The 13721-nt window shown below is 39.0% G+C and carries 16 protein-coding genes; 7 read left to right on the forward strand and 9 right to left on the reverse strand.

All coding sequences use genetic code 11. The features are described 5' to 3' along the window. The first annotated feature begins 142 nt into the window (after window positions 1–142). From M3189_RS23630 to M3189_RS23650, 5 genes are all read left to right on the forward strand, one after another. A complete protein-coding gene (locus M3189_RS23630; RefSeq protein WP_251638708.1) occupies window positions 143–889 on the forward strand; it encodes a GntR family transcriptional regulator in 747 nt (248 codons plus the stop codon). 117 nt (window positions 890–1006) lie between these two features. Then, entirely contained in the window at window positions 1007–2392 is a 1386-nt protein-coding gene (locus tag M3189_RS23635) for an acyclic terpene utilization AtuA family protein (RefSeq protein ID WP_251638710.1), read from the forward strand. Between the two features lie 17 nt (window positions 2393–2409). Continuing rightward, entirely contained in the window at window positions 2410–2736 is a 327-nt protein-coding gene (locus M3189_RS23640; protein ID WP_251638712.1) for a DUF4387 domain-containing protein, read from the forward strand. Window positions 2737–2782: 46 nt separating this feature from the next. Then, window positions 2783–3970: a CaiB/BaiF CoA transferase family protein gene (locus tag M3189_RS23645; protein ID WP_251638803.1), complete on the forward strand. Its 1188-nt coding sequence runs from the start codon at window positions 2783–2785 to the stop codon at window positions 3968–3970. 12 nt (window positions 3971–3982) lie between these two features. After that, the gene (locus M3189_RS23650; protein ID WP_251638721.1) at window positions 3983–5197 is read left to right on the forward strand and encodes an acyl-CoA dehydrogenase family protein; all 1215 of its coding nucleotides are present in this window, start codon (window positions 3983–3985) and stop codon (window positions 5195–5197) included. A 118-nt stretch (window positions 5198–5315) separates the two neighbouring features. Here the strand turns inward: M3189_RS23650 and M3189_RS23655 are convergent, their stop codons facing one another. The 4 genes from M3189_RS23655 to M3189_RS23670 all read right to left on the reverse strand — a co-directional run bounded on the left by M3189_RS23655 (window position 5316) and on the right by M3189_RS23670 (window position 7830). Continuing rightward, on the reverse strand, window positions 5316–6089 hold the full coding sequence (locus tag M3189_RS23655) for a DUF1129 family protein (RefSeq protein WP_251638723.1): 774 nt from the start codon (window positions 6087–6089) through the stop codon (window positions 5316–5318). A 16-nt stretch (window positions 6090–6105) separates the two neighbouring features. Next, a complete protein-coding gene (locus M3189_RS23660) occupies window positions 6106–6429 on the reverse strand; it encodes a PadR family transcriptional regulator (protein ID WP_251638724.1) in 324 nt (107 codons plus the stop codon). 157 nt (window positions 6430–6586) lie between these two features. Continuing rightward, window positions 6587–6895 carry a monooxygenase gene (locus tag M3189_RS23665; protein ID WP_133369983.1) on the reverse strand — a complete coding sequence of 103 codons (309 nt, stop codon included), beginning with the start codon at window positions 6893–6895 and terminating at the stop codon, window positions 6587–6589. Window positions 6896–6909: 14 nt separating this feature from the next. After that, a complete protein-coding gene (locus M3189_RS23670; protein WP_251638726.1) occupies window positions 6910–7830 on the reverse strand; it encodes a DsbA family oxidoreductase in 921 nt (306 codons plus the stop codon). Between the two features lie 144 nt (window positions 7831–7974). Between M3189_RS23670 and M3189_RS23675 the strand changes: the two genes are divergently transcribed. Beyond that, complete coding sequence (locus M3189_RS23675; RefSeq protein WP_251638727.1) at window positions 7975–8535, forward strand: TetR/AcrR family transcriptional regulator; 561 nt, start codon at window positions 7975–7977, stop codon at window positions 8533–8535. A gap of 118 nt (window positions 8536–8653) precedes the next feature. Here M3189_RS23675 and M3189_RS23680 read toward each other — a convergent pair whose 3' ends face one another. Next, on the reverse strand, window positions 8654–8809 hold the full coding sequence (locus M3189_RS23680) for a hypothetical protein (RefSeq protein ID WP_251638729.1): 156 nt from the start codon (window positions 8807–8809) through the stop codon (window positions 8654–8656). Window positions 8810–8939: 130 nt separating this feature from the next. On the opposite strand from M3189_RS23680, the gene M3189_RS23685 reads away from it, so the two are divergent. Beyond that, window positions 8940–9308, forward strand: coding sequence for a YmaF family protein (locus M3189_RS23685; RefSeq protein WP_251638731.1), 369 nt, complete (start codon window positions 8940–8942; stop codon window positions 9306–9308). Between the two features lie 83 nt (window positions 9309–9391). On the opposite strand, the gene M3189_RS23690 is transcribed toward M3189_RS23685, so the two are convergent. The 4 genes from M3189_RS23690 to M3189_RS23705 form a co-directional block, all read right to left on the reverse strand. Beyond that, window positions 9392–9718: a hypothetical protein gene (locus tag M3189_RS23690; RefSeq protein ID WP_251638734.1), complete on the reverse strand. Its 327-nt coding sequence runs from the start codon at window positions 9716–9718 to the stop codon at window positions 9392–9394. Window positions 9719–9867: 149 nt separating this feature from the next. Continuing rightward, window positions 9868–11040 (reverse strand): Ger(x)C family spore germination protein, encoded by a 1173-nt coding sequence (locus tag M3189_RS23695; protein ID WP_285889795.1) that lies wholly within the window; start codon window positions 11038–11040, stop codon window positions 9868–9870. Continuing rightward, window positions 11041–12453 carry a spore germination protein gene (locus M3189_RS23700; protein ID WP_251638738.1) on the reverse strand — a complete coding sequence of 471 codons (1413 nt, stop codon included), beginning with the start codon at window positions 12451–12453 and terminating at the stop codon, window positions 11041–11043. Then, on the reverse strand, window positions 12450–13538 hold the full coding sequence (locus tag M3189_RS23705) for a GerAB/ArcD/ProY family transporter (protein WP_251638740.1): 1089 nt from the start codon (window positions 13536–13538) through the stop codon (window positions 12450–12452). The genes M3189_RS23700 and M3189_RS23705 overlap by 4 nt, the downstream gene beginning before the upstream one ends. Between the last annotated feature and the right edge of the window lie 183 nt (window positions 13539–13721).

Genomic DNA, 13721 nt, shown 5'->3' on the forward strand with positions numbered 1-13721 from the left:
AAAGAATTTTTTGAATATTTTTTTAATTATACCAAAAAATGTGTTATAATAACCGCATAGAATTCATTAAGAAAGGCTAGTTTTGCTGGCGATTTCCACAGTGGATATAATCAGTTATAATGAGAATTGGGTGAGTGTGATGATGTTAAATCGAAATCAATCAGTATCGTTGTATGAACAATTAAAACGTATTATTCAGGATAAAATAAAATCTGGAGAATGGGAGCCTGGGGATCAACTTCCATCCGAACGGGAATTGGTGGAAGAATACCAAATCAGCAGAATCACCGTAAGACAAGCGATTGATCTTGCTGAAAGAGAAGGATTGGTAAACCGCGTTCATGGAGTGGGTACGTTCGTAGCCCATCCAAAAATCAAGCAAGAACTAAGTAAAGTAAATACCTTTCAATCAACACTTGAGGAGCAAGGATTAGTAGCCTCAACAAAAGTGTTACAGTTAAACGTTATAACCAGTGATATGCAGCTCGCTAAGATGCTTGATATTGAAGTAATGGACAAGGTGCTAACCCTTAAGCTTTTAGGATATGGCGATAGCAGGCCCATTGTATATTATCATAGTTATTTTTCTTTTTCAGTGGGTAAAAAGATAGAAAGTGCGGTTGAACTTGCATTAAAAGAAGGAAAGCCATTTTCTACACGTGATTTTTATACAACCTATGATGTATTTGATTCTCCTCCTACCCATGTCGATCAAACCTTTGAGGCAGTTGGAGCGAATGAATATTTATCAAAGGTTCTTGATGTGGAACTGCATTATCCCTTGTTCCGGGTCACTTCCATTGTCTATCGGGATAAAACTCCTCTTGAGTTTAAAGAAACCTACTATCGAGGAGATAAGTATAAATTTTTTATTACAAGACAAATGTAGCTTTTGCCAGTGCATTTGTTTTTTTTATTTTTTGAATTGACAAAATATTCTTTAAAAGATACACTGTGGATATAGCAACTGGTTATAACCTGTTAATACAAACAAGGAGGATGAACAATGAAAAAACAGCTAAGGATTCTTTGCCCAAATGGACATCTAGGATTTGCACCAACGAAAGAAGAAAGTTTTTATCTAGGAGCTGCCACGAAACCTGATTATTATTGCTGTGACTCAGGCAGTGATGATATTGGTGCCTCCGCTCTTGGAGCAAATCGTTCCGTTAGTATGTATAGTTGGCAAAAACACGATTTGGAATTAATGCTGCTCGCTGCAAGAGAACAAGGTGTCCCGATGCTCATTGGTTCAGCTGGTGATACAGGTGCAAACAGCCGCGTGGATATGTATGTTCAGATCATCAAAGACCTTGCAAAAGAACATAGCCTCCCTCCTTTTAAACTAGCTTACTTCTATTCAGAAGTGGACAAAAAATACCTAAAAGACAAATTGGCAAATGAAGTGATCATTGAAGGGCTTGATGCCCGAGCCCCACTGGAAGTGGAAGAGATTGAAAGAACAGAACGGATTGTCGCTGTAGCAGGTATTCATCCTTTTGTAAAAGCATTAGATATGGGGGCGGATGTAGTAATTGGTGGGCGCTCAAGTGATTGTGCCATATTCGCAGCTCCTGCAATCCGTGAAGGATTCCCTGAAGAACATGCTTACTACATGGGGAAGGTGCTTGAGTGTGCGTCTTTCTGCGCAGAACCATATGGGGCAAAGGAAAGCATCATCGGGACCATTACACACGATGATGTGAAAGTAACGGCAATGCACCCTGAACAAAGCTGTACCATTGCCTCCGTTGCGGGTCATGCCATGTATGAAAGGTCAAATCCGTATTATGAATATTTTGCTGGCGGTATGCTCGATATGACGAATTGTCATTATGAACAATACGATGCAAAAACGACAAGGATTACTGGTCAAAAATATGTACCAGTAGATGGGGACGTAAAAGTGAAGCTTGAGGGTTCGGCAAAAGTCGGGGAAAAATATATTGGGATTGCCGGTGTACGTGACCCTTATACCATTCAAAATATCGATCAAGTTCTTAATTTTGCCAGAGAGCAAGTAGCGAAAGAGTTTGAGGGAAAGAACTATCATTTGAATTTTAGAACCTTCGGGAAAGACGGGGTTATGGGAGCGCTCGAGCCGGTGAAGGAAATTAAATCTCATGAACTTGGGATTGTCGTTGAGGGTGTGGCTGACGAGAAAGAAATTGCCGAAGCTTTAACGCTGTTTGCGACACGTCAAATTTTCTACGCCCGACTTCCTGAGGTAAAAGGAACAGCTGGAACAGCCGCTTACCTCATTGATGATGTCATTTATGCTGGTGCCACTTACAGCTGGTCTATGAACCACGTAGTTCCGGTTAAGGACCCACTTGAATTATTTGATGTTCACATCGAACAGGTCGGAGCAGATCAATTGGTTAATAGCTAATAAAAGGAGAGATTCTGATGAAAACCACTTCACTACAAGAGTTAGCAAAGACCATTCGGTCAAAAAATGCAGGAACAGATAAAATAACCTTCGATATTATTTTTAAAGAAAAAGAAGCCTATGACCTAGTTTGCAACAGCGGAGTGATTAATAGAAAATCCATGGCAGAATTATATAACATTTCAGAGGATAAAATCACTGATTTCGTTCAATATGATCCGGCATATGCCATTAAATTCACCATTATGCGCGATAGACCCAGTGGAGATCCGGGGGATGGAGATATCTTTGGTTCGCAGCAATATCCCCCGCTCTTATCAATTCAAATTCCGACTGCTTACTAGGGGTATTTCTTAACCGAGAGACATATAGATGAAAGTGGGTAAAAAAATGGCCGGAGCATTAGGCGGAATAAAAGTGCTTGATCTTACAAGAGTTCTAGCTGGTCCATATTGCACGATGATTCTTGGGGATTTAGGGGCCGAAATTATTAAGGTGGAGGCACCTGGCGGAAGTGATGACACAAGATATTGGGGCCCTCCTAATACAGGAGGCGAAAGTGCCTATTATCTTTGTGCGAATCGGAATAAACGAGGCATTACGTTGGATTTAAAATCGGCAGAAGGTAAAAAGATTTTAATCAAATTGATCAAAGAAGCCGATGTTGTGATTGAAAACTTTAAAAATGGAACCATGCAAAAATGGGGATTAGATTACGAATCTCTCAAACTGATAAATCCAAGAATTATTCATTGTTCCATCACAGGGTTTGGCAGGAACGGACCTTATCAAAATTTACCCGGCTATGACTACATTATTCAAGCGATGGGCGGCCTAATGAGTATAACAGGCAGTGAAGAGTCTGGACCCGTAAAAGTTGGGGTTGCCATAGCTGATATTCTAACCGGTTTATACGCAGCCGTTGGCGTTCTCGGTGCATTAAACGAAAGAAATACTTCAAAGCTTGGGCAAAGTGTTGATATCTCTTTATTTGACTCCCAAATCAGTGCCTTAGTAAATGTGGCTAGCAATTATTTAGTATCGAATCATCTTCCAAAAAGATTAGGAAATCTTCACCCTAATATTGTTCCCTATCAAACCTTTCCGACGGCAGATGGCGAAATGGTCGTGGCAGTTGGGAATGACGGACAGTTTGGAAAGCTATGTATGCTTTTGGGTATGGAAGAACTAGCTAAGGACCCTAGTTTTTCTACCAATCCGAAAAGGTTGAAAAACCGGGAGCAATTGATTGGAATCATTTCAGAAAAGATGCTGCAAAGAAAGTCGAAAGATTGGCTGCACCTGCTAAATGAGGCCGGAGTTCCTGCAGGACCAATTAATAATTTACAAGAGTTATTTAAAGATGAACAAGTAAACGCTAGAGAGATGGTGAAAGAAGTCCCCCATCCTACAGCAGGTTCTGTTCGTTTAGTAGGAAGTCCGCTTAAACTGTCGCGCACGCCTGTTGAAATAAAAAGACACCCTCCTCTAGCTGGTGAACATACAGAAGAAGTGTTATTGGAAATTGGAATAACAAAAGAACAAATAGAAAAGATGAAAGCGAAACAGATTATCTGAGGAGTGATAAAAATGATGAACTTTGCATTTTCAGAAGAACAAGAGATGGTGAGAAAAGTCGTTCGCAGCTTCGTAGATAAAGAGATTATGCCCTTTATTGGCGAATGGGATGAAAAAGGCCAGTTTGAAGTTGGAATTATGAAACGTTTAGCCGATTTGGATCTTATGGGAGTGTGTATCCCGGAAGAATATGGCGGAAGTGGAATGGATTATAATACACTCGCAATTGTGTGTGAAGAGTTAGAAAGAGGAGACACTGCTTTTAGAACCGCGGTTTCTGTGCATACAGGATTAAATAGTTTAACCCTTCTGCAATGGGGAAATGAAGAGCAAAAGCAAAAGTATCTTGTACCTCAAGCGCAAGGAAAAAAGATTGGTGCGTTTGGTTTGACCGAACCAAATGCCGGTTCTGACGTTGCTGCTTTGCAGACAACCGCAACAAAAGATGGAGATTACTATATCCTTAATGGTTCTAAAACATGGATTTCCCTTTGTGATTATGCGGATCATTTTCTTGTTTTTGCCTATACTGACAAAAGTAAAAAGCATAAAGGTATATCGGCATTTATTGTGGAGCGAGAGTTTGAGGGATTTTCTTCAAAAGCCATCAAAGGTAAGTTAGGAATTCGTGCTGGAAACACTGGGGAAATTTTCTTCGATCATGTAAGGGTTCCAAAAGGAAATTTATTAGGTGAAGAAGGAGATGGCTTCAAAATCGCAATGTCCGCATTAGACAACGGTAGATTTACGGTTGCTGCCGGAGCATGTGGTCAAATCATGGCTTGTTTAGAAGCAAGTTTAAAATATTGCCACGAGCGAAGTACTTTTGGAAAAGAAATTGGGAAACATCAATTGGTTCAGCAAATGATTGCGAAAATGGAAGCCGGTCTACAAATGTCCAGACTATTAGTTTATCGTGCTGGGTGGCTGAAAAATGAAGGAAAACGAAATACAAGAGAAACTTCATTAGCAAAATGGCAGGCATGCGATTTTGCTAATGAGGCAGCTAATGATGCCGTTCAAATCCATGGTGCCTACGGATATTCAAATGAATACCCTGTCGAAAGATACTTAAGAAATTCCAAAGCTCCAGTCATTTATGAGGGTACTAGAGAAATCCATACTATTATGCAAGCAGAATATGTCTTAGGTTATCGCGAAGATAAACCTTTAAGTCATACACTTCCACAATGGCCTTTTGAACCTGCAACAGCAAATGTGAAATAGTCAAAACCTTTCAAAGGCTAACACTTTCTGAAAAGCTTAGATAAATCCGAACGAAAACCTGTGAGGGAAGCTGTCTCACAGGTTCTTTCTTGTATAGATATCGCTTAAATCCTTCCCTTTAAGTAGGGGTCCCTTCCTTCTTCCTTTTCTCCTTCTTCACGACATAGTACAAATAGAGTCCCATTAATAGATACGTTATCAGCATGCTTGTAATTAAGCGTGTTTCCTCGTTGAAGGTAGTAAAGGAAAGTAGGAGTGTTGGGAGGTGAAGGGCGATTAAGGTTACAATCAACACCGCAGTCTTCGCCCAAACCGAAAAGAATATGATAAACACAAGAAAAATAACGCCAATGAGGTAACTGCCTGCAACGCTAAAATTAATTACAGGCGTTTGATAAATAGAATCAACAATCAATATAGCCCCGATGAAAAGCATACTAATCATAATTGGTAACATAAAAATCAAAAACTCTTTTATTTTCGAAACTTGATTCCTCGCTGCATAGCGAAAGGCAAACATAACTCCCCCAAGGAACAGGATACTATTGATCATACTTCCGATAATTTTTAATAAACTATAGCTTAATGGGCCTTGCATTAGGTCACCCAAAATCGAAAACGACATCGCACCAATAATAATCAGTGGAACATATTTGGCCCAAGCTCGATAGTCATTCTTCATTTCACTCGAAATGCTCTTCATGTATTCTTTCGGTGAGGCACCTACAATTTGGTCAATGGATTTGCCATTTTGTTCGGCTTCATATAAATGAACCTCTAGTTCTTCCGTAATTTCTTTAATCTCCACGTCGTTCTTCCCGCTTGAAAACAAGTATAGCTTTAGATCATCGATAAATTTCTCACTTTTTTTTGATAATTGGTATTCCACCACTTTTCCACCCCTCCCATTAAATTCCCTCTTTAATAACGGCGTTCACACATTTTTCAAGCTGAAACCATCTCGTTTGAAACTCAGTTAATTCTTGCTTCCCCTCGCTGGTTAACGAATAGTACTTTCTCTTTGGGCCAGCGGTTGAATTTCTAAGGACAGAGGTAACAAGTCCTTCACGCTGCATCCTCATTAATAACGGATAGATGGTCCCTTCACTGATCGTATCAAAACCATACTCACTTAAACTTTCTGCCATCTCATATCCATAACATTCCTTCTTAGCAATAATAGCCAAGAGACAGCCGTCTATAATTCCCTTCATCATCTGTGTTTGTGACATTTCTTCACCACTCTCACTATCTTGTATTACAAGGTATATATTCAGTATAAAACACTATACCTTGCATTACAAGAGTAATGTTGGATAATATATACATTTCAACCATTTTTCCGACAAAGAGAAAAGGAGCAGCCTCCTGAGCTACCCCCTTTAAATATTATTTCAAACCTGGAGCTTTTGTAATATCACTAAGCTTAGGGTTGATGGCCATGATTTTCGCGTTGACGCCTGTGATACCAAATCCAGCCAGTCTTTTCGTATGCATATCCAAATATTTTTGAGCTGTTTCTTTTGTTTCGAAAATATAAATGCCGCCTGCTTCGTTAGTTTCAGGGCTCTCTGTCCAAATTTTCCACATAAAGCCTTCTTCTTCATTAATACTCTGTGCTAAACCAGAAAACGCTGCCGCCATTTCATCTCCGAATGGTCCATTCATTGTAAAATCTACTTGTAATACGTATGCCATATGTCATTCTCCTTTTATTTTGTAAAATAAGATTCCCCTAGAATTTCTTTTTTCTCATAACTGCCTGGTGGTAGTTCTTTTTCAATAAAGGCGTTAAGTTCCGATGGTTCAAGATGATACATGACTTCAATTTCTTTTGAAAATAACAGTTTTTCTTTTTCAAGTAAGCTAGAAAGGGAAGGTTGTGGGTTTGGCTGGAGTTCTTCCTTGTTTAGAACCTGCTTTAATCCATCAACATAATATTCAAACGGACGTCCGCCTACAATTTTCACACCTTTGTTTTCTTCATTGATCATAATAATTGTTGGAAATCCTCTAGCACCAAGGCTTCTTGCAAGAGCAAAATCTTCATTTAATAATTGTTGTCCTGCAGGCTGTTCGGCTTCCCTTACAATACCTTCTCCATCAAGTCCAAGTTTATTGACGATTTCGATTAGAACAGAGAGATCTGAAATATTTTGATTGAACGAAAACAGGACTTCCCTAGCACGACGTAAAAACTGATATGCTAGTGCTTCGTTATGATTTTTTTGAATAACCTTATAAACACGTGAAGGCGGGTAGGAGGACTGAACGGGATTATCAATCATGAGTGATCCATCAATCGGCATCCGAGAATGCTCGCCTACTTCCCTCCAGTGCGGGGCAACGTCCGCCGGTTTGTAAATTCCGTTTGCAGGATCGATTGGCCCATCATGCCATTTTTCCAGCAATCCACCCATCACCGGATGAAAATTAAAATAGTGTCCATACTGTTCTTTGAATCGGCGTAAAACCGGTTCAATCGCCCAGCAATGAGAACAAATCGGATCCGTTACATAATAAACTTCAATAGATTTCTTCGGTTGATTAAAATCAATCATCTCCATTTCTTCCTCTCCAGCCACACCACATACACCGGTTTCTAAATCACACATCATATTATTGTTGTTCATGTTCAATCCTCCTACAATCCTTTGTATTTGCTTTATACTAGTATCATAGTAAATAATGATAGTAATCCATACCGATAGTTCCTTCGATTTGTCGTTTATCCAACACATTGATGAAATTGTTGAAAAAGTAGGAGTGATACCAAAATGACTCAACCAAAGAGTGATCCACGAGTTCTCCGGACTCGCAGATTAATAATGGATTCTTTCATTGAACTTTCCGCTAAAAAGGAATTTAAGGATATTACCGTAAAGGATATTACAACAGAAGCGATGATTAATCGTGCCACTTTCTATTATCATTTCGAAGATATCTATGACCTATTAGAGAAGGCATTATCTGAAGTATTATTAGTCAATTTGAACGGTGATTTTTATAAGAATGACAAACTAGATGAAGAGGCGTTTGTTAGTATTTTTCTAGCGGTCACCAACTTTCAAAAGTCATTATCCAACCGTTGTCATAGAGGATACGAAGATACCATTGCTCGTATTATCAGGGAGCAGCTCGAAATCATTTTTTATAAAATGTTGGTAAAACAAAATGCCGGAGAAGAAGATGAAGCGCTTAAACTGAATGCCGTTATCTTAAGTTGGGGGATTTACGGAGCATCTGTAGAATGGAAACGAAAGGGTATAGATGTTCAGCCGGAAGAGTTCATTAAACCAGCCCTTCCCTATTTACTGTCAGGGATCGAGTATGTTTAAAGCCCCTGCTTGGCGACCGTAAAAAATCTCTTCGACAAATGTCGATTGAATTCTTCTCAACTAAACGTTTGATTAAAACTCCCCTAAACCCATATAAAAAACGAACTTTACCCTCCTTTCAGATGAATTTCTTGTCGAGAAGGAGGTTTGTTTTCTCCCCAATTCCTACAAGGTTAGCCAATAAGAACGACTTTCCACAATCCTTGACGGGTTCTTCCAAAATAGCATGGTAATCAAACGATTGATTAAATATGCCCCAAACCCTTTCAAACACATGGTCGACACCCAAAATCTCGAGAAAAATTTATCGAAACCTGATACCTAATTAATGATTGCACCGGCAATAGCACACATGTAAATGAAAGTGAATAATGTGTTAAAAAGCTTTTTAGGAGTGATGACTCATGGATATACCTGTTTCTGGCTTTATGTATGCTTCAGACGATTCAGACCCAATGCATTCCCATCGACTTTACATTACTTCGTGGGATGGAAGGCCCGTTCATTCTCATGGATTTAGCGGCGTAACATCTTTTGACGATGGACATAGCCATCACTACGCTGGACAGACTGAACCGGCACCTACCGGGGTCCCACATACCCATAGATATTTCACCTTTACCTCTATTGATGACAGACATAGGCACCAAATTCAAGGAGTAACAGGCCCTGCCATTCCTTATGGAAATGGTGGGCATTATCACGAATTTAGTGGTTTTACCTCTGTAGAAGAAGCCCATAGACACCATTATGGTGGAACAACACGTCTCTAAAATCAAGCCCTTCCGAGGTGGATTTTTTCCATATAAAAAACAAAGGGAGGTTTCTATGTAAATAGAAATCCCCCCTTTTTAGATTACCAACATCTACATGTAAATAAACAATTAATATTCCGGCATTGTTTGCGTTCATTATTATTTTGATTTTTATTATGATTGCAATTACTGTTTTTCATTTGACCACATTTGTTGTTTTGGTTATCCATACTCTTTTTGTTCTGATTTTGTTTGCTGTTTTGGTGTTGCTTTTTATAAATATCCTGCTTGTCATTTTTGTCCTGTTTTTTGCAATCATCCTGCTTACCACCATCTTCGTGCTTGCCGTTTTGATTCTGTTTTTCTTTATCTTCATGCTTGTCTTTACCTTGATGATGCTTATGCTGGTGTTTCTTCTTACCCTTCATTCCCCTTACTCCCCTTCTTAACAAACTCTTATATAGCTAGTTTATTAAAATAGTTGAAAAGGGTTTGGACGAACTGCCATCATAAGTAGTTTTTTATTTAAAAATCCTTGGGAACGGTTCTCCTACCCTTTTTCTTTTAACGTGGCCTCTCAAGAACCATCCCCCTGTCCCTTCAACAGCGTATCGACCCCAGCGTTGATTCTATTTATACTTTTTAATGGGGCAATGTCCACATGGATGTCTTTTTTATTTAATGTGGGGAATTTCCCGCTGATTTGAAGGTCCTTCCAATCATCGTGCATAAATCGGTACAGATAGTCCTCAAATTGATAAATATCCCCACCGATTTTTTGACTTTTTAAATAGGCAGTATATACTTCTTTACGTATTTCTTCTTGAATCTGTCTTTTGATGGTTGGGGAGAGAATCTGTTTGCTTGATTCTCTGACAATCGCAGAGATTTTTATATCTAAACCAATTTGTATCCCATTTTGATCAATGTTCACCTTTCGTTTCATCTTTGGGTTCAATAATTCGATTTGTACAAATTCCTTCTTTCCTGCATTTTTATCACTGAAAACAACGGGCGAACGGACAGATTTGTTATTGACTCGAATAAAACCCTCGAGATCCTTTTCCGTTAAGTGACCCTTCAATTTTTTCCCTTTTAAAAGATAGGCACCATTAAAAATAGTCACAGGCAATTTATCTTGATCCTTCAGGATGATGGCATCATTCGTGGATATGCTTGGCACTAGTATCGTTTTGGATGGTTCATGTAATTGATAGACAAGTCCCTGCAGTGACAAAGCTGGAATAGAAGAATCCTGCTGCTGCATGTATTCTGGCTGAACAATCCTGGCGTTGGTGTAGGCATAATTAAACGGAACCTTCGTGGTAAAAATCTTTGCCACCGGTTCCTCCGTACCGTAAACCCAGCCCGTTAGGCGGATATTGAAATTCGTATCTAACGCCTCTACTGTTTTACTTATTCTGTTTTCTAATACGGACTTTCCAAAAACAAACACATTTAACTGATCGTAATTTACTGGAATTTGAATGCCATGGTAGATCTTAATAATCGCATCTTCTACCGTTTTTCCTTTTCCTTCGCCAAGCCAAACAACGCTAGGTTTGTCACTTTTTCCCTGATCCGATTTCGCAACATTTGAGAAATCTAGGAACTGGAGCACCACATGATACTCATCATTCACATAGTCAATTCCAATCCCAACTGCATAGGCTTGGGATTGAATTTCAGGAATCTTAACACACCCCGTTAAAACAGTAAGAATACAGATCATGTATAGAAATTTCCTCATTTATTCACCTGATCTCGTGCCATCTTTATTATGTAGTGCTGCAGTCCTTTTTTTCATGAGTGAAAACGGAATGCGGAAAAAGGTATAGAGGAGATCTCTGCCTCTTGGCGAAGAGATATCCGCTAATAATGGAACTCCAAAGGATTTCAACCTTGTTAAATAAAGAAAAACGAACATGAGGCTGATGAAAAACCCATAAATCCCCATATAGTAGCTAAAAGTTAGAACGAACACTCTAAATAGAAAAATGTTACCTGCTAGAGACTGGTTAACAAGAGTAAAACTAGAAATCGCTGTGATGCCAATGACAACCAGCATGGTTGGAGATGTGATCCCTCCGCGAATGGCTGCATCACCTATTATCAATCCTCCAAGAACGGCAACGGTTTGCCCAATTCCCTTCGGCAAGCGTGCCCCTCCTTCTTTAAACAACTCAAACATGACAAGCATGAGTAATGCCTCCATTAATGGTGAAAGTGGCAATCCTATTCTCGAAACCGTAATCGTTGCAATCAGCGGAAGGGGCAATTGCCCAACATTATGTGTGATTAAAGCCGTATAAAAGCCAGGCAGGAACGTTGTCGTAAATAGACCGATAATCCGCAAAGTTCTTTCCAACGAAGCATAATAAAAACTCGTATTTTCATCTTCTGGAGTCTTAAAAAGAAAAGACAGATCAATCGGTGCAATCAACGCTGTCGGGGCTCCATCCACTAGAATGGAAAACCTCCCTTGATTGAGGGCCTCTGTGACAAAATCAGGTCTGCCTGTATAGTCAATGAGAGGTACAAGCGTAAATTTATTGTCCAATATATGTTCCGTCAGCATAGAGGAGCTGGTAAGGATATCAATATCTAAAGCCGTAAGACGTCCTTGTACATCTCTTAAAATTTCTTCATTTATGATATCCCTAATATAAAGGAGAGAAATTCTTGTATTCGTTCTTTTGCCGATCGTGTAATCTTCTACCACTAAAGATTTCGTCCGTAGCCTTTTGCGGACTAGTCCAAGGTTTATCGTGATATCCTCCACAAATCCATCCTTCGGTCCGCGAACCGAAACCTCTGCCACCGACTCATCCGGCTGTCTTGCGGGAGATTTACTAATATCATAAAATAGAATAGTATCTCCAGGAGGTATCACCATAAGCTTTCCTGAAAAAATCGCTTCCTCTATTTTTTCAGCATCAATATCCTTTTTACTGATAACCTCCATCTGTAAAGATTGATAAATGGAGCTGGAAGTTTCCATTGAGGGCAATACAAACGAGGGAATCAAACTCGCATCACTTAAGGGCTTACAATAGACAAAAACAGATGATTTCCCCTTAGAATGCTCCTCTTTTATTTCGATATCAGATGAATGGTTGAATAGCTTCTGCAGGTTTTCAATAGAGAAAAGCTGTTCATTCATGATTCAATCCTCCCCCCTGACCACTTCTGTTTATTCTTTACAACAAATATCGCCAAGATGGAGATTTGTATGGTTAAAAAAAAGAATGACAGAGGTCTGTAATATCCATAGATAATGGTAGAGAATGTACTTTGATCAAATGGATACATACAGGCGATAAAAAGGATACCGTATAGAATCCTTACTACTTTTACATTCACTCTTCCTTTGGTAAGAATCCGGGATGCGATGAATACATATAAACTGATTCTAATCACTCCACCTGAAAGCCACTGAAAAATCGCAAAAAAATCAGCATGAGAGAAATATCGGCCAATGGTAATTAGGCGCCACTCTTCATAAGCGGGATATCGATAATGAGAAGCCTGTTCTGGTCCAAACTCAACAATCGCTGCCATTGTAGGTCCTAGCGTTAAGCCTATGATAACCAATCCAACAATGAATAATTGCTTTCTTGAAACAGCCTTTTGTAATACTGGAGTTAAAAAAATGATGATAAATAATTCTAAGATTGGTAAAGAAGTATACAGAAGACCCTTCGTCATGGGTAAATAGCCATCCGTAAACACTGGGAATAACAGTTCATAATGCTTTTTCTTCATATTGGCAAACGAAATAAAAAATCCTAAGAAAAGAACGATAGGGCAAAGAATACTGCTTAAAAGTCCCATCGAAAACAAGCCAGACACTGTACAGAGCAAACAGAAAAGGAGTAAGACAAGTGCCAGTGTAAAACTGTTAAATCCTTGCATGTAGCTCAATTGTGACCAGTAAATGATATCCTGTGCCGTTACAAAAGCATCAATCAGCATATAAATAGACAATGGTAATAGAAGGAGGTAATAACTAAGCCTACTCCCGTGATCCTTTACTAGCTGAATAATGGAAGTTTTGTTTACGATCGCGACAATCTTGTAGAGAACATATATCCATAAAGGTAGAATGATAATCGTTGCAAGGATACTAATCCAAGAATCTCTTTTGGCTGTGGTTAACAGAAAGGGAATAATCTCCACATGAGCAAACAAGCCAACAGATAGTAAAATCATGTACACAATTGAAATAAACCGTAACTTATTTTGCATATACTTATTTCCTTTTTTCCATATTATTCATCTAAACATTGAAACCTATGCACTGTAGTGATTGATACCGATTCGTGTGTTTATTTGGCTCTTTTTGTATTAAACCAATTTTTTAGTCACAAGTGCTTAATTGAATGAAAATATACAGGAAGAAAGTTACATTTGGTGCCAGGCACCAAGTGA

The sequence above is a fragment of the Neobacillus niacini genome (assembly GCF_023715415.1).
GTDB lineage: Bacteria > Bacillota > Bacilli > Bacillales > Cytobacillaceae > Neobacillus > Neobacillus niacini_C.